28 protein-coding genes are annotated in these 25,686 nt (G+C 67.2%); 11 read left to right on the plus strand and 17 right to left on the minus strand.

The genetic code is table 11. The features are described 5' to 3' along the window. The first annotated feature begins 12 nt into the window (after positions 1-12). Entirely contained in the window at positions 13-1,398 is a 1,386-nt protein-coding gene (locus tag J7U46_RS14320) for an efflux transporter outer membrane subunit (RefSeq protein ID WP_282826955.1), read from the plus strand. 6 nt (positions 1,399-1,404) lie between these two features. Here J7U46_RS14320 and J7U46_RS14325 read toward each other — a convergent pair whose 3' ends face one another. The 10 genes from J7U46_RS14325 to J7U46_RS14370 form a co-directional block, all read right to left on the minus strand. Continuing rightward, positions 1,405-1,821 carry a VOC family protein gene (locus J7U46_RS14325; protein ID WP_282826956.1) on the minus strand — a complete coding sequence of 139 codons (417 nt, stop codon included), beginning with the start codon at positions 1,819-1,821 and terminating at the stop codon, positions 1,405-1,407. A 157-nt stretch (positions 1,822-1,978) separates the two neighbouring features. Continuing rightward, the gene (gene lipA, locus J7U46_RS14330; RefSeq protein WP_282826958.1) at positions 1,979-2,968 is read right to left on the minus strand and encodes a lipoyl synthase; all 990 of its coding nucleotides are present in this window, start codon (positions 2,966-2,968) and stop codon (positions 1,979-1,981) included. A 2-nt stretch (positions 2,969-2,970) separates the two neighbouring features. Next, positions 2,971-3,639, minus strand: coding sequence for a lipoyl(octanoyl) transferase LipB (lipB, locus tag J7U46_RS14335; protein WP_282826960.1), 669 nt, complete (start codon positions 3,637-3,639; stop codon positions 2,971-2,973). A 5-nt stretch (positions 3,640-3,644) separates the two neighbouring features. Further along, entirely contained in the window at positions 3,645-3,923 is a 279-nt protein-coding gene (locus J7U46_RS14340) for a DUF493 family protein (protein WP_282826962.1), read from the minus strand. Positions 3,924-3,925: 2 nt separating this feature from the next. Then, positions 3,926-4,801 carry an aminotransferase class IV gene (locus J7U46_RS14345; RefSeq protein ID WP_282826964.1) on the minus strand — a complete coding sequence of 292 codons (876 nt, stop codon included), beginning with the start codon at positions 4,799-4,801 and terminating at the stop codon, positions 3,926-3,928. Positions 4,802-4,846: 45 nt separating this feature from the next. Next, complete coding sequence (locus J7U46_RS14350; protein ID WP_282826965.1) at positions 4,847-5,995, minus strand: D-alanyl-D-alanine carboxypeptidase family protein; 1,149 nt, start codon at positions 5,993-5,995, stop codon at positions 4,847-4,849. Between the two features lie 10 nt (positions 5,996-6,005). After that, entirely contained in the window at positions 6,006-6,635 is a 630-nt protein-coding gene (locus J7U46_RS14355; RefSeq protein ID WP_282826966.1) for an alpha/beta fold hydrolase, read from the minus strand. A 7-nt stretch (positions 6,636-6,642) separates the two neighbouring features. Beyond that, positions 6,643-6,975, minus strand: coding sequence for a (2Fe-2S) ferredoxin domain-containing protein (locus J7U46_RS14360; protein ID WP_282826968.1), 333 nt, complete (start codon positions 6,973-6,975; stop codon positions 6,643-6,645). Positions 6,976-7,011: 36 nt separating this feature from the next. After that, positions 7,012-8,118, minus strand: a complete 1,107-nt coding sequence (locus J7U46_RS14365) for a VanZ family protein (RefSeq protein ID WP_282826970.1) — start codon at positions 8,116-8,118, stop codon at positions 7,012-7,014. Positions 8,119-8,198: 80 nt separating this feature from the next. After that, positions 8,199-8,630, minus strand: coding sequence for a CopD family protein (locus J7U46_RS14370; RefSeq protein WP_282826971.1), 432 nt, complete (start codon positions 8,628-8,630; stop codon positions 8,199-8,201). A gap of 285 nt (positions 8,631-8,915) precedes the next feature. Between J7U46_RS14370 and hemB the strand changes: the two genes are divergently transcribed. Beyond that, a complete protein-coding gene (hemB, locus tag J7U46_RS14375; protein WP_282826972.1) occupies positions 8,916-9,929 on the plus strand; it encodes a porphobilinogen synthase in 1,014 nt (337 codons plus the stop codon). A gap of 5 nt (positions 9,930-9,934) precedes the next feature. After that, positions 9,935-11,041: a magnesium transporter CorA family protein gene (locus J7U46_RS14380; protein WP_282826974.1), complete on the plus strand. Its 1,107-nt coding sequence runs from the start codon at positions 9,935-9,937 to the stop codon at positions 11,039-11,041. Between the two features lie 13 nt (positions 11,042-11,054). On the opposite strand, the gene ybeY is transcribed toward J7U46_RS14380, so the two are convergent. Together ybeY and J7U46_RS14390 are read right to left on the minus strand one after the other, a co-directional pair. After that, complete coding sequence (ybeY, locus tag J7U46_RS14385; RefSeq protein WP_282826976.1) at positions 11,055-11,501, minus strand: rRNA maturation RNase YbeY; 447 nt, start codon at positions 11,499-11,501, stop codon at positions 11,055-11,057. Next, positions 11,498-12,508, minus strand: coding sequence for a PhoH family protein (locus J7U46_RS14390; RefSeq protein WP_282826977.1), 1,011 nt, complete (start codon positions 12,506-12,508; stop codon positions 11,498-11,500). Before J7U46_RS14390 ends, ybeY begins: the two co-directional genes overlap by 4 nt. A gap of 95 nt (positions 12,509-12,603) precedes the next feature. Between J7U46_RS14390 and J7U46_RS14395 the strand changes: the two genes are divergently transcribed. Genes J7U46_RS14395 through ruvB form a run of 4 tightly spaced genes read left to right on the plus strand, consistent with a single transcriptional unit; the run spans position 12,604 to position 16,344 of the window. After that, positions 12,604-13,968, plus strand: coding sequence for an ATP-binding protein (locus J7U46_RS14395; protein ID WP_282826978.1), 1,365 nt, complete (start codon positions 12,604-12,606; stop codon positions 13,966-13,968). Between the two features lie 54 nt (positions 13,969-14,022). Continuing rightward, positions 14,023-14,676: a response regulator transcription factor gene (locus tag J7U46_RS14400; protein ID WP_282826981.1), complete on the plus strand. Its 654-nt coding sequence runs from the start codon at positions 14,023-14,025 to the stop codon at positions 14,674-14,676. A 26-nt stretch (positions 14,677-14,702) separates the two neighbouring features. Beyond that, positions 14,703-15,272: a Holliday junction branch migration protein RuvA gene (gene ruvA / locus J7U46_RS14405; RefSeq protein ID WP_282826983.1), complete on the plus strand. Its 570-nt coding sequence runs from the start codon at positions 14,703-14,705 to the stop codon at positions 15,270-15,272. Positions 15,273-15,282: 10 nt separating this feature from the next. Then, positions 15,283-16,344, plus strand: a complete 1,062-nt coding sequence (ruvB, locus tag J7U46_RS14410) for a Holliday junction branch migration DNA helicase RuvB (protein WP_282826985.1) — start codon at positions 15,283-15,285, stop codon at positions 16,342-16,344. Here ruvB and J7U46_RS14415 read toward each other — a convergent pair. Genes J7U46_RS14415 through J7U46_RS14425 form a run of 3 tightly spaced genes read right to left on the minus strand, consistent with a single transcriptional unit; the run spans position 16,323 to position 18,359 of the window. Continuing rightward, positions 16,323-17,381, minus strand: coding sequence for a sterol desaturase family protein (locus tag J7U46_RS14415; protein WP_349239494.1), 1,059 nt, complete (start codon positions 17,379-17,381; stop codon positions 16,323-16,325). The genes ruvB and J7U46_RS14415 overlap by 22 nt on opposite strands. Positions 17,382-17,391: 10 nt before the next feature. Beyond that, complete coding sequence (locus J7U46_RS14420) at positions 17,392-18,036, minus strand: histidine phosphatase family protein (protein ID WP_282826986.1); 645 nt, start codon at positions 18,034-18,036, stop codon at positions 17,392-17,394. Further along, positions 18,033-18,359: a DUF1840 domain-containing protein gene (locus tag J7U46_RS14425; RefSeq protein WP_282826989.1), complete on the minus strand. Its 327-nt coding sequence runs from the start codon at positions 18,357-18,359 to the stop codon at positions 18,033-18,035. The genes J7U46_RS14420 and J7U46_RS14425 overlap by 4 nt, the downstream gene beginning before the upstream one ends. 50 nt (positions 18,360-18,409) lie before the next feature. Here J7U46_RS14425 and J7U46_RS14430 point away from each other — a divergent pair, with 50 nt between their 5' ends. Continuing rightward, positions 18,410-19,255, plus strand: coding sequence for a fumarylacetoacetate hydrolase family protein (locus J7U46_RS14430; RefSeq protein WP_282826991.1), 846 nt, complete (start codon positions 18,410-18,412; stop codon positions 19,253-19,255). Positions 19,256-19,263: 8 nt separating this feature from the next. Here J7U46_RS14430 and J7U46_RS14435 read toward each other — a convergent pair whose 3' ends face one another. Together J7U46_RS14435 and J7U46_RS14440 are read right to left on the minus strand one after the other, a co-directional pair. Further along, positions 19,264-21,354 carry a bifunctional diguanylate cyclase/phosphodiesterase gene (locus tag J7U46_RS14435; RefSeq protein ID WP_282826993.1) on the minus strand — a complete coding sequence of 697 codons (2,091 nt, stop codon included), beginning with the start codon at positions 21,352-21,354 and terminating at the stop codon, positions 19,264-19,266. After that, positions 21,351-22,631 carry an HD-GYP domain-containing protein gene (locus J7U46_RS14440; protein WP_282826996.1) on the minus strand — a complete coding sequence of 427 codons (1,281 nt, stop codon included), beginning with the start codon at positions 22,629-22,631 and terminating at the stop codon, positions 21,351-21,353. Before J7U46_RS14440 ends, J7U46_RS14435 begins: the two co-directional genes overlap by 4 nt. Before the next feature lie 225 nt (positions 22,632-22,856). Here J7U46_RS14440 and J7U46_RS14445 point away from each other — a divergent pair, with 225 nt between their 5' ends. The 3 genes from J7U46_RS14445 to pcaF are packed head-to-tail and all read left to right on the plus strand — an operon-like array spanning position 22,857 to position 25,395. Continuing rightward, positions 22,857-23,540 carry a 3-oxoacid CoA-transferase subunit A gene (locus J7U46_RS14445; protein ID WP_282826998.1) on the plus strand — a complete coding sequence of 228 codons (684 nt, stop codon included), beginning with the start codon at positions 22,857-22,859 and terminating at the stop codon, positions 23,538-23,540. Beyond that, a complete protein-coding gene (locus J7U46_RS14450) occupies positions 23,537-24,175 on the plus strand; it encodes a 3-oxoacid CoA-transferase subunit B (protein ID WP_282827000.1) in 639 nt (212 codons plus the stop codon). Before J7U46_RS14445 ends, J7U46_RS14450 begins: the two co-directional genes overlap by 4 nt. A gap of 17 nt (positions 24,176-24,192) precedes the next feature. Further along, positions 24,193-25,395 (plus strand): 3-oxoadipyl-CoA thiolase, encoded by a 1,203-nt coding sequence (pcaF, locus tag J7U46_RS14455; protein WP_282827002.1) that lies wholly within the window; start codon positions 24,193-24,195, stop codon positions 25,393-25,395. Positions 25,396-25,686: the final 291 nt, after the last annotated feature.

A 25,686-nucleotide genomic window follows, 5' to 3' on the forward strand; every position in this document is an offset into this window, starting at 1 on the left:
TAGAGAAAAATCATGTTGCTTCGTTTGACTCTGCTGGCCTCCGCTCTCGCCTTGGGTGGCTGCGCCATTACCAAGGTCGATCCACCGGCTGCGGCGCCGGCCCCGACCCAGTTCAAGGAAACCGGCCTCTGGCAGCGTGGCACGGCCTCGCCCGAGGCCGTACCCGATGCCTGGTGGACGCTCTTCAAGGACCCCGTGCTGGAAGACCTGCAGCAGCGCCTGGTGCTCGGCAACGAGAACCTGAAGGCCTCCGCGGCCCAGGTGGCCAGTGCCCGCGCCGTGCTGGAAGCGAGCCGCAGCGCCATGCTGCCCACGTTGTCGGCCGGCCTCTCCGGCACGCGCAGCGAGGCGGCCGGCAACAACTCGAGCCCGTCCAACAGCATCTCGCTGTCGACCACGGCCAGCTGGGAGATCGACCTGTGGGGCCGGCTTGCCCAGGGTACGAACGTCGCGCAATCGAACTACCAGGCCAGCAGCAATGATCTGGCGGCGGCACGGCTGTCTGCGCAGGCACTGCTCACGCAAAGCTACTTCTCCATGCGCGCTGCCGAGATGCAGCAGGCCCTGCTGGAGCGCAGCGTGGCGGCCTACCAGCGCTCGCTGGAGCTGACCGAGACCCGCTACAAGGGCGGCGTGGCCTCGCGCAGCGACGTGCTGCAGGCCCAGACCCAGTTGCGCAGCGCCCAGGCCCAGACCCTCGATGCCACCACGCAGCGCGGCCAGTTCGAACATGCCATCGCCGTGCTGCTGGGCCTGCCGCCCTCGGGCTTCACACTGGCCCGCAGCGCTGCCCTTCCCACGCCGCCGGCCGTGCCCGAGCTGCTGCCGGCCACGCTCTTGCAGCGCCGCCCCGACATCGCCGCCTCGCAGCGCCGCGTGGCCTCGGCCTATGCGCAGATCGGCATTGCCGATGCGGCCTTCTTCCCCTCGCTGAGCCTGTCGGCCAATGCCGGCTACCGCAACAGCTCGCTGTCCGACCTGGTCAGCGCGCCCAACCTGTTCTGGTCGCTGGGCTCCTCGGTCGCCGCATCGATCTTCGACGGCGGCCAGCGCAAGCTGGCGAGCGCCCAGGCGCGCGCCAGTGCGGACGTCGTGTCGGCCAACTACCGCCAGCTCGTGCTGACGGCCTTGCAGGAGGTGGAGGACAACCTGCTGCTGGCCGACCAGTTGCAGCAGCAGACCAAGCTGCAGGAAGAGGCGCTGACGGCGGCCAAGCGCAACCTCGAGATCGTCAACGACCAATACCGCGCCGGCACCGTCAGCTACCTGAACGTGGTGACGGCGCAGAACGCGGCCTTGACGAGCGAGATCAGCCTGCTGAGCTCGCGCAACCGCCAGCTGGCGGCCGTCAATCAGCTCTTGAAGAACATCGCCGGCCGCTGGACGCCGGCGAGCTGAGCCGGCTCAGGCAGCTTCCTTCGGCGGCATCGCCGACGCGTCCATCCAAAACACGGCCCAAAGGTTGCCATCCGGGTCGGCGATGTCACGGGTGAACATGAAGCCGTAGTCCTCGGGCGGGTTGGCGTCGGCCTGCCCGCCATGAGCCGCTGCGGCGGCGTTGATCGCATCGACGGCCGCACGGCTCTCCATGGAGAGCGAAAGCATGTGGCCGGCCGAGCCCGCAGCCGGGAAGGGGCGCTGCGTGAAGGTCCGCCACTTGGCATGGCTGAGCAGCATCACGTAAATGGCCTCGCTCCACACCATGCAGGCGGAGTTCTCGTCGCTGAACTGCGGGTTCTGCGTGAAGCCTATGCCCTGGTAGAAGGCCGTGGCGGCCTTGAGGTCGGCGACGGGCAGGCTGACGAAGATCATCTTGCTCATGGGATTCATCCTTGGCTTGTGTTGGCGTTGACGAAGCCTCATTGCCAGGCTCCACCCTCACGACGGACCGGCCTCACCAGAATCGACAAGGCCCCGCAGAATTTCTTCGGCGGGGCCTTGCTTGCTGTTGCTGGCTTTGCTTCTCAGCCTGCTTCTCTCAGCCGGCCGCCAGCACGTCGTGGGCCTGCTGGTCCGCGTGGTAGCTGGAGCGCACCATGGCGCCCACGGCGGCATGCGAGAAGCCCATCTTGTAGGCCTCTTCCTCGAACATCTTGAAGGTGTCGGGGTGCACGTAGCGGCGCACCGGCAGGTGGTGGCCCGACGGCGCCAGGTACTGGCCGATGGTCAGCATGTCGATGTTGTGCTCGCGCATATCGCGCATCACCTGCAGGATTTCCTCGTCGGTCTCGCCGAGGCCCACCATGATGCCGCTCTTGGTCGGCACGCCGGGCACTTCTTCCTTGAAGCGCTTCAGCAGGTTGAGGCTGAACTCGTAATCCGAACCCGGGCGCGCTTCCTTGTACAGGCGCGGCGCGGTCTCGAGGTTGTGGTTCATCACGTCGGGCGGCGCGGCCTTGAGGATGTCCAGCGCGCGGTCCATGCGGCCTCGGAAGTCGGGCACCAGGACCTCGATCTGAGTCGTCGGGCTCAGCTCGCGCACCTTGGTGATGCACTCGGCGAAGTGGCCGGCACCGCCGTCGCGCAGGTCGTCGCGGTCCACGCTGGTGATCACCACGTACTTGAGCTTCAGCGCGGCTATGGTCTTGGCGAGGTTGACCGGCTCGTCCACGTCCAGCGGATCGGGGCGGCCATGGCCCACGTCGCAGAAGGGGCAGCGGCGGGTGCACTTGTCACCCATGATCATGAAGGTGGCCGTGCCCTTGCCGAAGCATTCGCCGATGTTGGGGCAGGAGGCTTCCTCGCAGACCGTGTGCAGCTTGTGCTCGCGCAGGATCTGCTTGATCTCGTAGAAGCGGGTGCTGGGCGAGCCGGCCTTGACGCGGATCCAGTCGGGCTTCTTCAGCATCTCGCCGGCCGGCACGATCTTGATCGGGATGCGGGCGGTCTTGGCTTGCGCCTTCTGCTTGGCGCTGGCGTCGTAGTCGGCTGCGCTCTTGGCTTCGTGGGTGATGTTTTCTGTGGCCATGGTCAGGGTGTCAGTTGCGCGCTGAGGCGCTCGCCGAAGATCTCGGCCACCGTGGCCCAGTCCGTCCGTTGGCCCAATTTTACGAGGTCCACCGTTTCCAGCCCTGCGTAGCCGCAAGGGTTGATGCCGAGGTAGGGTTGCAGGTCCATGGCCACGTTCAGCGCCACGCCGTGGTAGGTGCAATGCCGGCTGACCTTGATGCCGAGCGCCGCCACCTTGCCGAGGCCCTTGAACGGGTCCAGAGGGTCGGTCGGCCCGGTCAATGCACCATGGGCGCCAGGATCATTGAGCCGCACATAGATGCCGGGCGCGCCCGCCACGCGGTGGCCGGTGACGCCGAAGCGGTCCAGCGTCTGGATCACGGCCGTTTCCAGCCGGAACACGTATTCCTTGACGTAGATGCCCAGGCGCTTGAGGTCTACGAGCGGGTAGGCCACGACCTGCCCTGGGCCGTGATACGTGACCTGGCCCCCCCGATTGGTCTGCACCACGGGAATGCCATGCGGGTTCAAGACATGGTCGGCTTGGCCTGCCAGGCCCTGCGTGTAGGTAGGCGGGTGTTCGCAGAGCCAGAGCTCGTCCGGTGTGTCGGCTGTGCGCGCCTCGGTGAAGGCGCGCATGGCTGCTTCGGTGGGCACGTAGTCGACGCGGCCCAGGACCTTGACCCGCATGGCGCTCAGAGCACCACTTTGACCATCGGGTGCGTGGTCAAGGTACGGTACAGCTCGTCCAGCTGCTCGCGGCTGGTGGCCGTGACCGTGATGGTCAGGCCCAGGTAGTTGCCGCCCTTGCTGGGGCGCTGCTCGATGGTGGCGGCGTCGAACTCGGGGTCGAACTGCACGGCCACCATGGCGATGGCCTCGACGAAGCCCTCGACTTGGGCGCCCATCACCTTGATGGGGAAGCGCGAGGGGTATTCGATCAGCGACTGCTCGGGGGGGATGTAGTGGTTCATGGCTAGATACTTTGGGTCGCTTTGGCGGTTTGGTAGGCCTCGTAGAGGCGCCCGTACACCGGCCCCGGTTTGCCCCGCAGCGCGCCATGGCCGACCGGCTCGTGGTCCAGCGTGGTGACCGCCAGGACTTCCTTGGTGGCCGAGCTGAGGATGATCTCGTCGGCCGCAAACACCTCGGCCTCCGAGATGGGGCGCAGGTTGTAGCCAATGCCGCAGTCCTCGCAAAGCTCCTTCAAGAGCTCCACGCGGATGCCCTCCAGCACCTGCTCGCTCTTCGGAACACCGAGCAGCGCACCTTCCTTGACGATCCAGACATTGGAAGCCGAGGCCTCGGTCAGATGGCCGTCGCGGAACATGATGGTTTCGACCGCGCCTTCGTCGGCCGAGATCTGCCGGGCCAGCACATTGCCCAAGAGCGAAGTGCTCTTGATGTCGCCACGCTCCCAGCGGAAGTCGCGTGCGCTGACGCAGGCCACGCCATGGTGGCGAATCTCGGCCGAGACCGGGCGCGAAGGCGCGCTGTAGGAGAACACCGTGGGCGTGATGCCCGCGGGCATCACATGGTCGCGCGGCGCGACGCCGCGTGTGACTTGGAGGTACCACCACTGGTCACCGGCACCGACTTCCTGGACCAGGCGCCGGCCCACGTCCAGCCATTCAGCCCGACTCAAGGGGTTGTCGATGCGCAGCTTGGCAAGGCTGCGGTCCAGCCGCTCCATGTGCTCCTCGAAGCGGAACAGCCGGCCCGCATAGACCGGCACCATCTCGTAGGCGCCGTCGCCGAAGATGAAGCCCCGGTCCATCGGCGAGATGCGCGCGGCCGCCAGCGGCTGGTATTCGCCATTCAGGTAGCAGGGCACGGCGGGCAGCGCGGTCATGGGCGGACTCCTTGTCTACAGACGCTTGAGCTTACGGGGTCGTGGTCACTTGATCCAGAGGCGGATGGCGTCCCAGGCACGGCCGAAGATGCCGGCCAGCGGCACGGCTTCCTGCACGACCAGGGGCACCTCGGCCACGGGCACGCCGGTGGCCGTGGTCACCTTCAGCACGCCGACCTTCTGGCCCTTGGCCAGCGGTGCGATCAGCGGATCGGTGCGTTCGACCTGGGTCTTCAGATTGGCGCCTTCGCCACGCGGCACGGCCACGTAGACGGCCGCCGCAGCGCCGAGCTTGGCCTCGGGCGCCGTGCCCTTCCAGACTTGCGCCTTGGCAATGGCGGCGTCCTTGTCGAAGAGGCGCAGCGCGTCGAAGGCCGAGTAGCCCCAGTTCAGCAGCTTCTGGCTCTCGGCGGCGCGGGCTTCCTTGGAGGCCGTGCCCATCACCACGCTAAGCAAACGGCGCTTGCCGTTCGGGAACTCGCGCTGGCTGCTGGCGATCAGGCAGTAGCCGGCGTCCTTGGTGTAGCCGGTCTTCATGCCGTCCACGCTCGGGTCGCGGCCCAGCAGCAGGTTGCGGTTGCCCTGCTTGATCTTGTTGTAGGTGTACTCGCGGATCGAGTAGTACGGGTAGTACTCGGGGAAGTCGCGGATCAGGTTGGCCGCGATGGTGGCCATGTCGCGGGCGCTGCTCTTGTGGCCGGGCTCGGTCATGCCGGTCACATTGGTGAACTTGGTGTTCTTCAGGCCCCAGGCCTGGGCTTGCTTGTTCATCATCGCGACGAACTGCTCCACCGAGCCGCCCACGCCCTCAGCCAGCGCCACTGAGGCGTCGTTGCCGCTTTGCACGATCATGCCGCGCAGCAGCTCGTCGACCTTGGGCGTCATCGTGGTGTCGATGAACATCAGCGAGGCGTCTTCCTTGCGCTCGTCCCAGGCCCGCTTGGAGACGGTCAGCGTCTGCTCCAGCATCAGGCGCTTTTCCTTCAGCGCGTTGAACACCAGGTAGGCGGTCATCAGCTTGGTCAGCGAGGCGGGGTCGTTGGACACATCGGCTTCGCGCTCAGCCAGCACCTGATTGGCGGTCAGGTCGATCAGGAAATAGCCCTTGGCCGCGATCTCCGGCGGTTGCGGCACCTGCGCCTGGGCAGAGAACGCGCTGGCGGCTGCCAGTACAAATGCGATCAGTCGTTTCATCGAGAAAGGCTCAGGGCGAGGTGGCGCTACCGGCTTCATGCCAGCCCCGCAGGATGATGCTCTTGAGCAGCGGCAGCTGCCCATGGAAGAAATGGCCCACACCCGGCACCACGGTGACCGGCAGCGACTGCGGGCGCGCCCAGTCCAGCACGCTGGCGAGCGGCACCACGTCGTCGGACTCGCCATGGATCACCAGGGTGTCGGCCGGCACGCCGGTCATGTCGAAACGGCTGGCGGCCGGGCCCACGAGGCACAGGCGCTCGGCCTTGTCCTCGAGGCGCTGGGCCGCATGCGAGGCCACATAGCCACCGAACGAGAAGCCGCCCAAGGCCAGCGGCAGGCCCGCCTCGCGGGCATGAGCTATCACGGCCAGCGCGTCGTCAACCTCGCCCCGGCCCTCGTCCCAGCCACCTTCGGACTTGCCGATGCCGCGGAAGTTGAAGCGCACCGCGCGGTAGCCCATCTGCACGAAGGCACGGGCCAGGGTCTGCACGACCTTGTTGTCCAGCGTGCCGCCCTGCGTGGGGTTGGGGTGGCAGAGCACGGCGATGCCGCGCAGCGGCGCCGTCGGCTGGTCGATGGCGATTTCCAGCGCGCCCGCCGGCCCGGCGATCACGAGTCTCTCGGTTTGGGAATTCATGCCGCGCTCAACGCCCGACGTTGTCCGGCAGCACCAGGCGCTCGACCACCTTGCCGTGCTTCAGATGCTGCTCGACGATCTCGTCGATGTCGGTGTTGTCCACGAAGCTGTACCAGACCGCTTCCGGATAAACCACCGCCACCGGCCCGCCCGCACAGCGGTCCAGGCAACCGGCCTTGTTGACCCGCACGCCGCCCTTGCCGGCCAGGCCCAGGGCCTTGACCTTGGACTTGCAGTGATCAAACGCTGCTTGAGCGCCATGCTGGGCACAGGCGTTCTCGCCATCCCGTTGGTTCAGACAGAAGAAGACGTGATGCTGGTAGTAGGAGGGCTCGCTCATGGGCTGCCATTGTAGGCAGGCCGGGTTTTCACTGACTCATTGCCGAGACTCGTCCCGCTGGGCAATGCGCCACAGCAGCCAGGCCAGCGCCGCGAAGGGCCAGCCCCAGCCTATCCATTGCGCCAGGCCGTAGAGGTTGATGAAGCGGCCCTGCTCCCAGGTCTGCAGGCTCTGGGCCAGGTAGGGGTCGCTGGGGGCTTCGCTGACCAGGGCGATCAGGGCGGTCAGCACCACCAGGCCCCAGGCGGCGCAGGCCCGGCGCGACATCAGGCAGGCCAGCAAGGCCATGCCCGCACCCACCGCGAGGCCGGGCCCGGTGGCCGGCGTCAGCCAGGTCCAGGCATGCTGGGGACCGAAGTTCAGGGCCGTGGACCAGGTCGTGCCGACGACGCCGAGGCCAGCCGCGCCCAGCACCAGAAAGACGCGCCGTTTGCCCGGCCGCGCAATGGACAAGGCGAGCAGGGCCGGCCCCAGCAGGCCCAGCGCGATCGCTATCGCTTCGAGGCCAGGCGGCAGCGGCCGGCCCGGCAGTTCAACGGCCGCGGCCAGTTCCCAGGGCGTGCCAGCCAGGGCGCTCTCGCTCAGCTCACGCAGGCGCGGCAGCAACTGCCCGAGGCCCAGCGGCAGCGGGGCGGGGAACAGCAGGCCCACCGGCCACAGCGCCAGCAGGGCCAGCGCCGCCGCGCTGTGCGGCAGGAACCAGCGCTCGCGCCAGCCGTGCCAGCGCTCCAGGCCACCGAGGCGATGCAAGGCCCAGCCCAGCAGGCCGCCGAGCAGGCCGCCGGCGCTGTTCAAGAGCCAGTCGGCCAGCGAAGGCACGCGGCTGGGCAGGAAGTACTGCAGGCTCTCCATCGCGTAGGACAGGGCCGACAGCCCCACCGTGGCCAGCAGCAGGCCCGCCCGCTCGCGGCCACCGCTGCGCACCACGGCGGCAAAGGCCAGCAGGCCCATCGGCAGATAGCCCAGCACATTCACCCATTGGTCGAACGGCCCCCAATAGCGCGGCCAGGGCAGGCCGCTCAACCAACCGGGGGTCAGGCCCGTGGGCTCACGCCAGGGCCAGAACGGGTAGAGGCTGGCATGCACCACCAGCAGCGCGTAGATCAGGGCCAGCCAGGTGGCGGAGCTGCGCCGGGAGGCCATGTCAGTGCCCGCCCGGCCGCCCGTAGGGCACTGAAGCCCCCTTGGGGGGCAGAGAGCGAAGCGAGCGTGGGGGCAACATCCTAAAAGGGCTTGACCACCGCCAAGACCACGATGGCCATCAAGACCAGCACCGGCGCTTCGTTGAAGACCCGGTACCAGCGATGGCTGCGTCGGTTGGCCATCAGCTCGAAGTCACGCAGCAACTTGCGGCAGTAGTGCTGGTAGCCGATCACGGCGACCACGAGGGCCAGCTTGGCGTGCAGCCAATGGCTGGGCGCGAACCGCCCGGCGCCGAAGCCCAGCCAGAGCACCAGGCCCAGCAGGATGGCAACACCGGACAGCATGTTCGTGAAGCGGTAGAGCTTCAGCGCCATCAGCAGCAGCCTTTCGCGTTCGGCGTGGCTGTCGGCCGGCACCATGGCCAGGTTCACGAAGATGCGCGGCAGGTAGAACAGGCCGGCGAACCAGGACGCCACGAAGACGATGTGGAAGGCTTTGATCCAGAGGTACATCGGGCCATTATCAATGGCCGGTTTTGCCGCAGGTCTGCCGGAATGCGGGCAAAAAAAAGCCCCGGCCAAAAGCCGGGGCGGGAAAGCCTTTTCGCTGTCATCACGTCAAGGCTCCTGCTCAGGGAGGAAAAGCAGGGGACGACGCCTTGCAGCTATCATCCGGGGCCAATATTAACAGAGCCCCCCGGCCGCTTTCTACGGGTAGTTGCGTAGAAGTTTTGATTGAAATCACGACCGGCCGGCACGCCCCCCGCAAACCCGGGGGCCCTCCTGGAGCAGCAAATCTTGGCCCGTTATTCCCACCACCTGGCGCCCTTCCCGGCCAGCCGCCCCCGCCGCCTGCGGCGCGATGCCTTCAGCCGCGACCTGGTGCGCGAGCACAACCTGGCGGCCCGCGACCTGATACTGCCGGTCTTCGTCCACGAGGGCAGCGAAGCCCACCCCATCGCCTCCATGCCGGGCGTGTCGCGCCAGAGCCTGGACCAGCTGCTGCGCACCGCCGAGGAGGCGCTGCAGCTCGGCATCTCGGTGCTGGCCCTGTTCCCCTCGATCGAGCCCCACCTGAAGACGGTGGATGGCGCCGAGGCCTTCAATCCCGAAGGCCTGATTCCACGCGCCGTGCGGGCGCTGAAGTCGCGCTTCCCCGAGCTCGGCCTCTTGACCGATGTCGCGCTGGACCCCTACACCAGCCACGGCCAGGACGGCCTGCCCGACGAAACCGGCTACCTGATCAATGACGCGACCGTCGAGCTGCTGGTCCGCCAGGCCCTCACGCAGGCCGAGGCCGGCGCCGACATGGTGGGCCCCAGCGACATGATGGACGGCCGCATCGGTGCCATCCGCTCGGCCTTCGAGAGCCGGGGCCTGATCCACACCCGCATCATGGCCTACAGCGTCAAGTACGCGAGCGCCTTCTACGGCCCGTTCCGCGATGCGGTCGGTTCCAAGAGCGCCCTGGGCAAGGCCAACAAGAAGACCTACTACGTGGACCCCGGCAATACCGACGAGGCGCTGCGCGAAGTGGCGGCCGACCTGGCCGAGGGCGCCGACATGGTGATGGTCAAGCCCGGCATGCCCTACCTGGACGTGGTGCGCCGCGTGAAGGACGAGTTCGGAGTGCCGACCTTCGCCTACCAGGTGAGCGGCGAGTACGCGATGCTCAAGGCCGCCGCCGCCAATGGTTGGCTGGACCACGACGCCGTGATGATGGAATCGCTGCTCGGCTTCAAGCGCGCTGGCGCCGACGGCGTGCTCAGCTATTTCGCACTGGACGCGGCGCGCCTGCTCAAGGCCGGCTGAGCGCGGTGCGGCTCTTCCACATCCACGGCGACCAGTTCGAGGAGCTGGCCGCCCTGCCCCCGGTGATGCCCGAGCAGGGCTTCCTGTGGCTGGGCCTCGGCCGGCGCGAGTTCGAGGTGGAGCTCAGCAATGTCCAGGCCCATCTGCAGGCCTGGACCGGCGGCCAACTCGTCGACCTGCATGTGTCGGACCTGGTCAACAACCAGCTGCCCTCGCACTTCGATTACACGAGCTGGTACGACCTGATGGTGTTCCGCCGCCTGGCCGCCGCGCCGGGCAGCGAGGCCCTGTTCTTTGACGAGGAGCATGGCACGCTGGCCTCGGCCGAGAAGGCGCTCAAGGCGATCGATACCAGCCCGGTCGGCTTCGCGCTGTTCGACCGGGTGCTCTTGACCGTCCACCCGACCGACTGCCTGGTGCGCGACTTCTTCGCCGACAAGCTCGGCAAGATGAACCCCACCGGCACGCGCGACCTGCGCGGCAGCGGCCGCATGCCGGCCAGCACGGCCGACCTGATGCTGCGCATGCTGAACCACATGGTGGACAGCTACCTGGACCTGCGCCGCCTGCTGAGCCGCCAGCTGGCCACGCTGCAGAAGATGCTGCTGGACCCGCACAGCCAGTTCGACGACTGGGCCATGCTGCTCGCCTCGCGCGATGCCCTTCACCGCCTGGAAGACACCTGCGAGGACCAGCGCAGCGCCATCCAGGAATGGATAGACGCGCTGGACGAATGGCCCAGCACCGACGACCCGCAGGTGCAGCGCGAGCGCGAGCTCCTGCGCGTGCGCTCACGCGACGTGCTGGAGCATGTGGAGCGGGTGCTCAGCCACGTGCGGCGGCTGGAGTCCTCGGCCGAGAGCGCGGTGCAGATGCACTTCTCGGCCCTCGGCCACCGCACCAACAGCATCATGCGCACGCTGACGGTGCTGACCGCCATCTTCCTGCCACTGAACCTGATCACCGGCATCTTCGGCATGAACTTCGACGGCCTGCCGCTGATTCACAGCGGCACCGGCGTCTGGATCGCCTTCGGCCTGATGTCGGCCGTGGGCCTCGGCCTCGGCGCCTTCTTCTGGCGCAAGCGCTACCTGGGGACCCAGTCGCGCTGAGCCTTGCGGGGAATCAGCGGCGCTGATAGGGATCGGCAAAGCCCAGCGCGGCCATGATCTCGGTCTCGCGGGCTTCCATGCAGGCGGCCTCGTCGTCCTCTTCATGGTCGTAGCCCTGCGCATGCAAGGTGCCGTGCACCAGCATGTGGGCGTAGTGGGCCAGCAGGTCCAGGCCCATCTCCTTGGCTTCTTGCTCGACCACCTCAGCGCAGATGACGAGGTCGGCGCCCACCACCGGCTCGTGGCTGTAGTCGAAGGTCAGCACATTGGTGGCGTAGTCCTTGGCGCGGAACTCCTTGTTCAGCGCGCGCCCCTCCTCGGCGCCGACGATGCGCACCGCCATCTCGCCGGGCAGCTCCAGAGCCGCGCGGATGTAGCGGATCACCTTGTGGCGCGGCAGCAGCGCGCGGTGGCGCGGGTCGGCGAATTGCAGGGACAGGTTCAGTTCCGGTCGGCTCATTTCGATGCTCCTGCCAGCTTGGCTTCGGCCTTCAGGCGGGCCTTGGTCTGCGCCTCATAGGCCTCGACGATGCGGGCCACCAGCGGGTGGCGCACCACGTCGGCGGAGGTGAAGTGCGTCATCGCAATGCCCTTGACCTTGGCCAGCACGCGCTCGGCGTCGACGAGGCCGCTGTGCGTGCCCTTGGGCAGGTCGATCTGGCTGGTGTCGCCGGTCACCACGCAGCGGCTGCCGAAGCCGATGCGGGTCAGGAACATCTTCATCTGCTCGGGCGTGGTGTTCTGCGCCTCGTCGAGGATGACGAAGGCATGGTTCAGCGTGCGGCCGCGCATGAAGGCCAGTGGCGCGATCTCCAGCTGGCCCTTCTCGAAGGCCTTGGTCACACGATCAAAGCCCATCAGGTCGTAGAGCGCGTCGTACAGCGGGCGCAAATAGGGGTCGACCTTCTGCGTCAGGTCGCCGGGCAGGAAGCCCAGGCGCTCGCCGGCCTCGACCGCCGGGCGGGTCAGGATGATGCGCTGCACGCTGCTGCGCTCCAGCGCATCGACCGCGCAGGCCACGGCCAGGAAGGTCTTGCCGGTGCCGGCCGGGCCGATGCCGAACGTGATGTCGTGCGCCAGGATCTTGGCCAGGTAGTCGTGCTGGTTGGGCGTGCGGCCCGCCAGGTCGGCGCGGCGCGTGCGCAGCACCAGCTCGCCACCGGCCGGCGCGGCAGAAACCGGCTGGGCGGACACCGGCTTCAGGCCCAGGTCGCTCGCCGCCTCCACCAGGGCCAGTTGCAAGGCCTCGGCGGTGATCGTGCGACGGCCTTTCTCGTACAGCGTCTGCAAGAGCTGCAAGGCCCGCTCGGCCGGCTTCTTGGCACCGTCGATGCGGAAGGCCTCGTTGCGGCGGGTGATGGCCACGCCCAGCGTTGCCTCCACCTCGCGCAAGTTGGCGTCCAGGCTGCCGCAGAGCTGGGCCAGGCGCTGGTTGTCGGCGGGGCTGAATTCGTGGCGAAGAATCATTGTGTGAATTGCTTGGGGCGGAAGCGGCAAACGAGCAGGGCGTGATTGTCGCCCGGCCGCCAAGCCAGGGGGCCGCTCCTGCACAATCGGCGCCCATGCAAACCGCCCTCCCCTGGTCCAGCGCGCTGGCTCCGGAAGCCAGCCAGTTCTGGCTGCACAGCCTGCCGGCCCTGTTCAACGCCATGTTGCTCGGCATGGCGGCCTGGCTCGTCATGCTGGCCTGGCTGCAGCGCAGCGAGCGGCGTCTGGGCTATCTGGCCGGCCTCATGCTGGCCTGGGTCGTGCTCAACACCGGGCTGTGGCCCACACCGCTGGCCCTGGCGCCAGCGCTGGACGCGCTGCTGCGCATCGCCCTGCTGCCGGTGCTCTCGCTTTGCTCGGTGCAATTGCTGCTGAGCCAGGTGGGCGTGCGGGACAGCCGTGTCGACTGGGGTCTGCGCCTGCAATGCCTGCTGGTACCGCTGAGCGCCGTGCTGGCAGGCAGCGCCCAGCATGGCAATGTCTGCCGTTTCTGGGCCATGCTGCTCGGCCTGCAGGTGCTGGCAGCCATGGTCTGGTTTCTGCGCCTGAGCCGGGGCAGCAGCAAGGGTGTTGATGTGGTCGTCGACCCGCCGGCCGGCCTCTTGCCGCGCTGGCTGGTCGGCCTCGGCGGCCTGATGCTGGTGGCCGAGCTGGTGTTCCAGCACCTGCGCCAGAGCGAGCAGTTGCTGATCAGCCCGCTGCTGCTGCCGCCGCTCTTGATGACACTGGCGCTCTATGCCGGCGCACAAATGGTGCGGGCCCGCCTCGCGGCCGAGCACCAGCATCTGGCGCTGCAGGCCGAGGTGCAGGAGAAGATCGCCAACATCGAGCGCAGCTTTGGCCAGATGGCCGAACAAAAGCTGGAGCAGGTGACCGAGCGCGAGCGCAAGCGCATTGCCGCCGACCTGCACGACGACCTGGGCGCCAAGCTCTTGACCATCGTCCACACCAGCGAGTCGGACCGCATCTCCACGCTGGCGCGCGAGGCGCTGGAAGAAATGCGCCTCTCGGTGCGCGGCCTGACCGGCAAGCCGGTGCAACTGCTGGATGCGCTCGGCGACTGGCGGGCCGAAGTGGTCTCGCGCCTCGGGCAGGCCAACATCCTCGCGGAATGGAAGTCGCCGGCCGAGGACATCGTGCACACGCTGCCGGCCCGCGCCTATGTGCAGACCACGCGCATCCTGCGCGAATCGGTCAGCAACATCATCAAGCACAGCGGCGCCACGCATTGCACCGTCACCTGCAATGTGCAGGACGGCGACTTCCAGTTCATCATCCAGGACAACGGCCAGGGCATCTCGACCGAGCCCGATGGCCGTCTGGACAAGGGCCATGGCATGGCCAGCATGAAGTCCCGCGCCAAGCAGATGCATGGCCAGTGCCTGGTCGAGTCGGGCCCCGGCTGGGGAACCGTGATACGCCTCACGATCCCCCTTTGAAAAGTGTTGTTGCTCGTGTTGAGTCCTTCGGCGTATCCAACATACTAGGTCGCCATGAACCATATCCTGCTGCTCGAAGACATCCCCGAGATCCGTGCCTGGCTGAAGGCGCTGATCAAACAGGTGTTTGCCAATGCCCAGATCACCGAATGCTCGCGCGTGCAAGACGCCTTGCAGCAGGTGCAGATGCAGAAGTTCACCCTGGCCCTGCTGGACCTGGGCCTGCCCGATGGCTCGGGCGTGGAGGTCATCGCCGCGCTGCGCGAGAAGCAGCCCGAGGTGCAGTCGGTGATCGTCACCATCCATGACGACGACGAGCACCTTTTCCCCGCCTTGCAGGCCGGCGCCTTCGGCTACCTCTTGAAAGAACAATCGCGCGAGCTGCTGGTCGAGCAGCTGCAGCGCATGAGTGGCGGTGAGCCGCCGCTCTCGCCTTCCATCGCCCGCAAGGTGATCGCCTATTTCGCCGCCCAGCGCCGGCCGCAGGCTACAGCCCTGTTGCACGAGGTCTCGCTGACCGACCGCGAAACCGAGGTGCTGCTGCGCGTGGCCAAGGGCTTCACCCTGCCCGAGATCGGCGTACAGCTCGGCCTGTCGCGCCACACCATCGCGGACTATGTGAAGCAGATCTATCGCAAGCTGAATGTTTCTTCCCGAGCCGAGGCAGCGCTCGAAGCGCAACGCTTGGGTTTGTTCGGTCGGAACTGAGCTGAGCCGGCCCTGATAATCGGGGCATGATCGGTCGACTCACAGGCGTCATCGCGGAGAAATCGCCCCCGCTCGTGCTCATCGATGTGCAAGGCGTCGGCTACGAGGTCGACGTGCCGATGAGCACCTTCTACAACCTCGGCAATCTGGGCGACAAGGTCAGCCTGCTGACCCATTTCGTCGTGCGCGAGGATGCGCAGATCCTGTTCGGCTTTCTCACGGCCGAGGAGCGCGCCACCTTCCGCCAGCTGATCAAGATCAGTGGCGTGGGGCCCAAGATGGCTTTGTCGCTGCTGTCCGGCTTGTCCGTGGCGGAACTCTCGCAAGCCGTGTCCACGCAGGACAGCGGTCGCCTCGTCAAAGTACCGGGCATCGGCAAGAAGACGGCCGAACGCCTGCTGCTGGAACTCAAGGGCAAGCTGGGCCCCGACCTGGCCCTGCCCGCCAGCGTGGCCAACGACAAACAGGCCGACATCCTGCAGGCGCTGATCGCGCTGGGCTATAGCGACAAGGAAGCCGGTGCTGCGCTGAAGGCCTTGCCGCCTGACGTGGGCGTCAGCGAAGGCATCAAGCTTGCGATGAAGAAGCTGACTTGAGCAGGTCGAGATGAGCATTCAAACCGACGACTTCGCCCCGCAGCCTCAGCAGCGCGTCATCAGCGCCGTGGCCACCTCGCCCAATGAGGAGGCGATTGAGCGCGCCCTGCGCCCCAAGCTGCTCGATGAATACGTGGGCCAGGCCAAGGCGCGCGAGCAGCTGGAGATCTTCATAGGCGCGGCGCGCAAGCGCAGCGAGGCGCTGGACCATGTGCTGCTGTTCGGCCCGCCGGGCCTTGGCAAGACCACGCTGTCCCACATCATCGCGGCCGAGCTCGGCGTGAACCTGCGCCAGACCTCGGGCCCGGTGCTCGAGAAGCCCAAGGACCTGGCCGCCATCCTCACCAATCTCGAGAAGAACGACGTGCTCTTCATCGACGAGATCCACCGCCTCTCGCCCGTGGTCGAGGAAATCCTCTACCCGGCGCTGGAGGACTACCAGATCGACATCATGATCGGCGAAGGCCCGGCGGCCCGCTCGATCAAGCTGGACCTGCAGCCCTTCACCCTGGTCGGCGCCACCACCCGCGCCGGCATGCTGACCAACCCGCTGCGCGACCGCTTCGGCATCGTGGCGCGGCTGGAGTTCTACACGGCCGAGGAGCTGCAGCGCATCGTCACCCGTTCGGCCGGCTTGCTCGGCGCGCCCATCGACCCCGAAGGCGCACTCGAAGTGGCCCGCCGCTCTCGCGGAACGCCGCGCATCGCCAATCGGCTTTTGCGCCGGGTGCGCGACTATGCCGAGGTCAAGGCCGATGGCCGCATCAGCAAGAAGATCGCCGACCTGGCGCTGAAGATGCTGGACGTGGACCCACAGGGCTTCGATCTGATGGACCGCAAGCTCTTGGAGGCCGTGGTGCACCGCTTCGATGGGGGGCCGGTAGGCCTCGACAACGTGGCCGCCGCCATCGGCGAGGAGCCCGGCACCATCGAGGACGTGATCGAGCCCTACCTGATACAGCAGGGTTTTCTGCAGCGCACGCCGCGCGGCCGCATTGCCACGCTGGCGGCCTTCCGCCACCTGGGTGTGGCGCCGCCCAAGGCAGCCGGTCAGTTGCTGTTCGACGAGTAGCTGGACACGGCGATCAAGAGACCCAGGATGGCGAGGCCGGCCAGCAGCAGTTGCGGCCAGGCCAGCAGATGGGCGAACCACAGGTAGGCCGTGGTCGCGTTCAACGCCAGCAGGAACAAAGCCACCGCGACCCACAGCCGCCTTGAAGCGGCCGGCGGGTCGTACTTGCGCTGGGCGCGCGGGTCGTAGTCCTTGAGATTCGCCACCTGGCCCGGCATCCAGTGCGCCGGCTCCCACCAGACGCGCAGCTTGTTCACCAAGCCCTCCACGCGGCCCATCTTGCGCCACAGCGCGCGGTAGACGATGGTGTTGGCCGTCCAGGGATTCCAGCTGTGCAGCGCGTCGCGCACGCCGTAGACGCAGGGCTCTTCGTCGAGCTCGGGCTGGAAGCTGCCGAACATGCGGTCCCAGACGATCAGGATGCCGCCGTAGTTGCGGTCCAGGTAGATCTCGTTGACGGCGTGATGCACGCGGTGGTTCGAGGGCGCGCAGAACCAGCGGTCGAACCAGCCGAGGCGGCCGATCTGCTGCGTGTGGACCCAGTACTGGTAGAGCAGGTCGATCAGCGCGACCACGACGAAGACCAGCGGCGGGAAGCCGATCACGGCCATCGGCAAATAGAAGATCCAGCCGGCCATCCAGCCGCTGCTGGTCTGGCGCAGCGCGGTCGAGAGGTTGTAGTCCTCGCTCTGGTGGTGCACCGAATGCGCGGCCCAGAACAGCGCTGTCGTGTGGCCGAGGCGGTGGTGCCAGTAGTAGAGGAAGTCATAGAGCAGCAGGCCGAGGCCCCAGACCCACAGCGACTTCTCGCTCAGGCTGAACAGCGCGGCATGCTCGTAGACCCAGACATAGATGCCCAGCGTGAACAGCTTGGTCAGCGCACCCACGATCTGGCTCAGGATGCCGAGGCTGATGCTGGAGAGCGCGTCATTGAGCCGGTAGGTGTTGCGGCCGCGGCGCCGGCCTATCCAGTACTCCAGCGCGATCAGCGCAAAGAAGACCGGTGTGACAAGAACGATGACCTGGGCACCTTCCATCTTTGCTTCCTCAGCCTTCTGCCTCGTTGTCCAGGCCGTCCAGGTGCAGGTCGTCGTTCCAGCCTATGAGGCTAGGCCCCTCGCTGCTCCACAGCAGGCGATTGACGGCCGCATTGCCGAGCTTCCAGGTGCGCGTGGCCTGCAGCGGCTGGCGCGAGGCGGCACGGTAGAGGCAGTCCATCACGCCGCCATGTGCGATGACGGCCACCGTCTGGCCCGGATGCGCCAGCGCAATGCGCTCGACGGCGGCCACGGCGCGGGCATAGAAGTCCTGCAGGCTTTCGCCGCCTGGCGCGGCGAAGTCCGGTTCACGGCGGCGCCAGCGGGCGCTGTCTTCGGCGTGCTGGGTTTCTATCTCGGCCCAGGTCAGGCCTTCGAAGACGCCGAAGTGGCGCTCGCGCAGCCGGGCGTCCAGATGCAAGACCAGTTCGCGCGATGAAGCAAGCGCTGCGGCCGTCTGCTGCGCACGCTGCAGGTCGCTGGAATACACCGCATCGATCTGCTCGCCGGCCAGCGCCTCGGCCAGCAGCCGGGCTTGGGCCAGGCCGCGCTCGTTCAGAGGGATGTCGATATGGCCCTGGATGCGGGTCTCGGCGTTCCAGGCGGTTTCGCCATGGCGGATCGCCAGCACCGTCGTTACTGCGTCAAGAGTCATTTCGCCGTCCAAAAGCAATCAGCCTTTCCCGCAATGCTGTGCCGCATCAGCTCGATCAGCGGCCAGGCCCGCTGGCGCAGCGTCACGCCTTCGCGTTTGGGTGCGGGCTCACCGGCGGCTTCGGCCTCGGCCTGCGCTTGAGCGAAGCGGGCTTCGTCCTCGGCCACGGCCTGCTCCAGCGCGTTGATGGCGGCCACCAGTTGATCAACAGGCAACAAGCCCTCGGCGGCGGGCTCACGGCCCAGCAGGCGCAGCACCTGCTCGCCATTCGCCCCCATCATGATCACGTCGGCCCCGGCCTTGCTCTTGAATCGGTAAATCACGGCTACGCTTGCTCCTTGCTGCCCCGCATTGTGGGCCAGGAGTGCTGGCTATGAAGTTCGTTCGATTCGGCCTGGCGGGCCGCGAGAAGGTGGGCTGCGTCGACGCCGCCGGCGGCCTGCGCGACCTCAGCAGCGTGCTGCCTCATCTGGACCTGCCCACGCTGGGCTCGGCCGCCCTGCAGCGCTTCGCCCGACTGAAGCCCGAGGACTTCCCACGAGTGAAAGGCAGCCCGCGCCTTGGCGTGCCCTTCACCGGCATCAGCAAGCTGATCGGCATCGGCCTCAACTACCGCGACCATGCGATCGAGGCCGGCATGCCCATCCCGGCCGAGCCCATCGTCTTCATGAAAGCGACGACCTGCATCAGCGGTCCGCAGGATCCGGTGCTTCGCCCCCACGGCTCGGAGAAGCTCGATTGGGAGGTGGAGCTGGGCGTGGTGATCGGCAAGACGGCGCGCTCGGTCAGCCTCGAGAAGGCGCTGGACCACGTGGCCGGCTATTGCGTGGTCAACGACGTGTCGGAGCGCGGCTTCCAGCTGGAGCGCGGCGGCACCTGGGACAAGGGCAAGGGCTGCGACAGCTTCGGCCCCATCGGCCCCTGGCTGGTAACGCGCGACGAGGTGCCGGACCCGCAATCGCTCGCGCTGTGGCTCGATGTGAATGGCGAGCAGCGCCAGCGCGGCAACACGGCGACCATGATTTTCGGCGTGGCCGAGATCGTCAGCTATCTGAGCCGCTTCATGACGCTCTTGCCCGGTGATGTGATCTGTACCGGCACGCCGCCCGGCGTGGGCATGGGCATGAAGCCGGCGCCGCAGTTCCTGCGCGATGGCGATGTGATGACGCTGGGGATTGAAGGGCTGGGCACACAGCGCCAGCAGGTCCGGCCGGCTTGATCTGACCTTCAGGCGCGCGGCTCGCCCTGCGTGCTGCGCCAGACGCGGTCTTCGAAGCTGCGGGCGTCAAGGGCCGGGGCATAGAGATAGCCCTGCATCTCATGGCAGCCGGCGCGGCGCAGGAAGTCCAGCTGGGCTTCGGTCTCCACGCCCTCGGCGATCACCTGCAGGCGCAGCGCGCGGCCCATCTGCACGATGGCGTTGACGATGCCGGCGTCGCTGCCATCGTCCGGCAGGCCTTGCACGAAGCTGCGGTCGATCTTGAGCCGCTGGATCGGGAATCGCTTCAGGTAGCCAAGGCTGGAATAGCCGGTGCCGAAGTCGTCGATGGACATGCAGATGCCGAGCGCGGCCAGGCGCTCCAGACGGCGCAGCGCGTCCTCGGCGTCTCGCAGCAGGATGGATTCGGTCAGCTCCAGCTCCAGCAATTCGGGCGGCAGCTTGGCCTCGGCCAGCGCCTGGGCCACCGTCTCGACGAACTGGGCCTGCTGGAACTGCAGGGCCGAGACGTTGACGGCCACCGGCATGCGCCAGCCCTGGCGCAGCCAGGCGGCGGCCTGCTGCACGGCCTGCTGCAAGACCCATTCGCCGATGGCGACGACAAAACCACTCTCTTCGGCCACCGGGATGAATTCGGCCGGCGAGACGTCGCCGCGCAGCGGATCGCGCCAGCGGATCAGCGCCTCGGCGCCGATCACGCGGCCGGTGCCCAGCTCGATCTGCGGCTGGTAGTGCAGCTGGAACTCGCGCTCGGCCAGGGCCTTGCGCATCGCATGGTCGAGGCGCATGCGCGAGAGCAGGTCCACGTCCTTGCGCGGCTGGTGGAAGTGGTAGGTCGCGCGGCCGCTTTCCTTGACCCAGTGCATGGCGCGCTCGGCGCTGGCGAGCAACTCCTCGCTGCTCCCACCGTCGCTGGGGAACAGGGCGATGCCGGTGCTGGCCGTCACGGTGAAGTTGAGGGTGTCGAAGCTGAAGGGCCGCGACATCGCCTCCTGCACCCGCCGCGCCGCATGCTCGGCGCCGCGCACGTCGGCGTTGTGCACCAGCAGGGCGAACTCGTCGCCGGAGAGGCGGGCCACGGTGTCGACCTCGCGCAGGCAGTCCTTCAAGCGCTCGGCCACTTCCTTGATCACGCGGTCGCCATAGGAATGGCCCAGCGTGTCGTTGATCTGCTTGAAACGGTCCAGGTCCACGTTCAGCACGGCGAACGAGGTGTTGGCGCGCCGGGCCACCGCGAGCGCATGGTCCAGCCGCTCGGTCAGGGCGCGGCGGTTGGGCAGGTCGGTCAGCATGTCGGTGTGCGACAGCTCCTCGATCCGCTGGCGGGCGGCGATCTTCTCGCTCAGGTCGCGGAAGGAATAGACGCGGCCCACGGCCCGTTCGCGGTGCCACTGCGGCAGTGAGACGCGCTCCAGCACCCGGCCGTCGAGCAGCTGGATGATGTCGCTGCTCTGCAAGAGCGGCGCCTCCTGCACGGCCGAGAGGCGCTGCTGGTAGATCGCGCCATCGGCCACGCTGCGGCGCATCCAGGCCTGCACGGCCTCGTCGTTGCGCTCTTTCAGCAGGTCGTCGGGAATGCCCCACAGCGAGGCAAAGCGCTGGTTGAACGAGCGCATGCGGCCGGCCAGGTCGGTGACGAGGATGCCGTCGGCGGTGGACTCCAGCGTGGCACGCAGCTCGGCCACCAGGGTTTCGCGTTCTTCTTCCTGCTGACGCTGGCGGGTCTGGTCGCGCATGGAGACCAGCCAGAACTCGCCGCCCTCGGCCTGCTTCACAGGGTTGATGCAGCGCGTGACCCACAGCATGTGGCCCTGGCCGTGACGCACCAGGGTGTCGGAGCGCAAGCCGGTGCGGCTGCCGGACGCCGCCTCCATCCAGAACATCGCGTCTTCGGGCGTGCTGGCCAGTGACTCGACCGGGCTGCCTATCATCTGATCGGCCGGCATGCCGAGCAGCTCGACCGAGGCCGTGTTGACCGCCACGATGCAGCGCGTGCGGGCATCGACCAACCAGACTGCTTCCTGCAGCGCCTCCAGCAGCGCTGCGTTGCGCTGGGCCAGAAGGGTTTGGTCCGACGCTCGCAGCCTGACGACTGTCACGCGGCTATCTCCCCGAGCGGCGCCGGGCCACTCGACTCGAAGAAGTAGGCCACGCGGGTGCGCGGGCTCAGATAGTCGAGCGAGGCGCGCGGCAGCTGATTGGGCTTGAGGCTGCGGCGGATGCCGAGGTCGGGATGCTCTTCGAGATTGACGATCAGGGCTTCTTCCTTGGCCACCTTGGCGTCATGCACCATCACACGGGGCTTCAGGGGGCGGCTGGAATTGACGGCGACGACCAGGGCATAGCGGTCATCGGTCAGTTGCACCGTGGAACCGGGCGGGTAGACACCCATCATGCGGATGAAGGCATTCAGCATGGTGGCATCGAAACGGTTGCGGCCCTGCGCAAACATCAGCGACAGCGCCTCATGCGGCGTCATCGCCTTGGAGGGCAGCAGCGGATTGCACAGGCCGTCAAAGCGATTGACCAGGGCCACGATGCGGGCCGCTGCACTCATCTTGTCGACATTGATGCGCTGCGGGAAACCCGAGCCATCGGCGTTCTCATGGTGCTGGGCGATCACCAGCATGGGGCCAGGCGGCAGGCCCATGGTCTGCGCGAGGGCCACGCCCTTGATCACGTGCTGCTGGTAGGTCTGCAGCTCGGCGACGCTGAAGCTGTCGTCGCGGTTGCGCAGGCGGGCCGGCAATTCGATCTTGCCGATGTCGTGCAGCAAGGCGCCGACACCGAGGTCGACCATTTCATCGCGCCCGAGGCCAAACGCCCGGCCGAGCAGCAGGGAGATGATCGAGACGTTCAGGGCGTGCGCGGTATTGCGGTCGCCAGCGCCTTCATTGAGCAGGCGGATGTTCAGGTCGCCCTCGACCAGCATCTTGTCCAGCAGCGCATTGGCCAAGGCGAGCGATTGGTCCTTGGCATCGCGCGGATCGCGCGGCACCAACTCCATCACATGGCGGAAACCGGTGGCAGCCTCGTTGTATTGCTTCTCGCAGAGCACCAAGGCCTCGCGCTGCGCGGCCAGCGCGCGGCGGTGAGCCTCCAGGGCAAGCTGTTCAGGGGTCGGTTCGTTGCTGCTGGCCTCGACGGCGGGCGGCGGCGGCATGGGCACGGCTTCGGTCTGCAGATCGCTCTTGCCGGGGCTCCAGCGCACCTGCTTGAGGCCAAGACGGCGCAGCACCTGCAGCTGTTCCTCGGTGCTGAGCTTGAAGCTGCTGAGCGGAAACGGATGCGACATCCAGCCCAGATCCAGGTGGATGAACATGCCCACCTTGAGCTGGCCCACGTCGATCAATGGATCTGTTGCTCTGTCCTTCATCTTGTCCTGTGCCCCGTTGGAAACGGCCACCCCTCGTCACTCTCATTCGGCCGTGACCAGCCTACCTTGAGACAGGCTGACAGCTTGACACAGAGTGAGGGACATGCAGACAAATTGCCGTGCATATTGTCACGTGCAAGCCTTGACCGGGCTCCTTCATTCTCACTACGATGTTCATTAATGGAACCAGTGTTCTTATGGTGAACACAAGCGATTGAAGTCTTGATGATCAACAAGCGGCAGGACTCGGTGGCGGCAGCCCTGGCCGACCTGCCGGACGGCGCCACCGTGATGGTGGGTGGCTTCGGCTCGGCCGGCCAGCCGATGGCCTTGGTCGAGGGCCTGCTGGCCCAGGGCGCGCGCGATCTGACGGTGGTCAGCAACAACGCGGGCAATGGTGATAACGGCCTCGCTGCGCTGCTGGCCGCAGGCCGGGTGCGCAAGATCATCTGCTCGTTCCCGCGCCAGGCCGATTCCCACCATTTCGACCGGCTTTATCGCGCTGGCCGGATCGAGCTGGAGCTGGTGCCACAGGGCAATCTCGCGGAACGGATACGCGCCGCAGGTGCCGGCATCGGCGCCTTCTTCACCCCCACCGGCGCCGGCACCGAGCTGGCGCGCGGCAAGGAGCAGCGCGAGATCGCCGGTCGGCTGCAGGTGCTGGAGTACCCCATCCATGCCGACTACGCGCTGATCCAGGCCCAGCGTGGCGACCGCTGGGGCAATCTCTGCTATCGCAAGACAGCGCGCAACTTCGGGCCGGTGATGGCCACGGCGGCGCGCGTCACGGTGGCGGCGGTGCGCGAGTTTGTCGAGCTGGGTGAGATTGATCCGGAGGCGGTGGTCACACCCGGCATCTATGTGCAGCGCCTCGTGCATCTGCCCCATCTGCCGGAGGCCCAGCCATGAAGCGTTGGAGCCGCCAAGAGATGGCTGCGCGCCTGGCCCACGACATTCCCGAAGGTGCCGTGGTCAATCTGGGCATAGGCCTGCCTACCCTCGTGGCCGCCCACTTGCCGGCCGGGCGCGAGATCATGCTGCACAGCGAGAACGGCGTGCTCGGCATGGGCCCGCCGCCGGCCGCCGGGCAGGAGGACGCAGAGCTGATCAACGCCGGCAAGCAACCTGTGACGCTGCGGCCGGGCGGCAGCTTCTTCCACCAGGCCGACAGCTTCGCGATGATGCGCGGCGGCCACCTCGACCTGTGCGTGCTCGGCGCCTTCCAGGTCTCGGCACGCGGCGACCTGGCCAACTGGCACACCGGCGCGGCAGACGCCATCCCGGCCGTCGGCGGCGCCATGGACCTGGCCCAGGGCGCCAAACAGGTCTACGTGCTGATGGAGTTGCTGGACCGCGATGGCGCGCCCAAGCTGGTGGCCGACTGCAGCTATCCGCTCACCGCCGCCCGCTGCGTGGCCCGCATCTATTCCGACCTGGCCGTCATTGCCATCACCGCTTCCGGCCTGCAGTTGCTCGACAGCTGCGAAGGCCAGGACCACCACACGCTGCAGGCCCTGCTCGGCCTGCCGCTGAATCCACCCTGAACCCTCGAGGAGACACCATGAACCACGCCTTCATTTGCGACGCGCAGCGCACCCCCTTCGGCCGCTACGGCGGCGCGCTCTCCTCGGTCCGCGCCGACGACCTGGGCGCCATCCCGTTGCGCGCCCTGATGGCTCGCAATCCGCAGGTCGACTGGGAGGCGCTCGACGACGTGCTGTTCGGCTGCGCCAACCAGGCCGGCGAAGACAACCGCAACGTGGCCCGCATGTCGGCCCTGCTGGCCGGCCTGCCCATCAGCGCGCCGGGCATGACGATCAACCGCCTGTGCGGCTCCGGCCTTGATGCGGTCGGTTCTGCCGCCCGCGCCATCCGCGCCGGCGAGGCCGGGCTGATGATTGCCGGCGGGGTCGAAAGCATGAGCCGCGCGCCCTTCGTCATGCCCAAGGCCGACAGCGCTTTCTCGCGCAGCAATGCGATCTACGACACCACGATTGGCTGGCGCTTCGTCAACAAGCTGATGAAGGAGCAGTACGGCGTCGACTCCATGCCCGAGACCGCCGAGAACGTGGCCACGGACTTCGGCATCTCGCGCCAAGACCAGGACCGCATGGCCCTGGCCAGCCAGCAGAAAGCCGTAGCAGCCCAGGAGGCCGGCTTCTTCGGCGCCGAGATCACGCCGGTCAGCATCGCCCAAAAGAAGGGCGAACCCCTGGTCGTGGACCGCGACGAGCACCCGCGCGCGACCAGCCTGGAGGCGCTGGCCAAACTCAAGCCCATCGTCCGCCCGGACGGCACGATCACCGCCGGCAATGCCTCGGGCGTCAACGACGGTGCCTGCGCCCTGCTGCTGGCCGATGAAGCCAGCGCCGCCCGCCACGGCCTGACGCCACGCGCTCGCGTGCTCGCCATGGCCACGGCCGGCGTGGCGCCGCGCATCATGGGCATGGGCCCGGCACCCGCCACCCGCAAGGTGCTGGCCCTGGCCGGCCTCAGGCTGGACCAGATCGACCTGATCGAACTGAACGAAGCCTTTGCCGCCCAGGGTCTGGCCGTGCTGCGCGACCTGGGCCTCGCCGATGACGATGCCCGCGTCAATCCGAACGGCGGCGCCATCGCCCTCGGTCATCCGCTGGGCGCCAGCGGGGCTCGCCTGGTCACCACGGCCGTCAACCAGTTGCACCGCAGCGGCGGTCGCTACGCCCTGTGCACCATGTGCATAGGCGTGGGTCAGGGGATCGCCCTGGTGATCGAGCGCGTCTGATCTGCTGTCCAGCGCCATTGGGGGGCGCTGCGCCCTACCGTCCCTTGATCCAGGGACGGACTCCATAAGAAAACTTGCAAATACCTGACAACTTTGTCATGTCATTCGTCAGTTTGGCGTCAGGCCCAACAGCAATTGCGGTGGGATACTGGATCCAGATTGGCCTGAGCAGCGCACAACAAGCGGTGTCAAACTGACGCGCTGCCTTTCGCATTTGCGGTTGCACGCATAACGAAAGCGATCAAAAACCAAACTTTTGGTTTTCTTCGCCCAAAATTCCCCAACATGGTG

Source organism: Pelomonas sp. V22 (assembly GCF_030014915.1).
Lineage (GTDB): Bacteria > Pseudomonadota > Gammaproteobacteria > Burkholderiales > Burkholderiaceae_C > JAUASW01.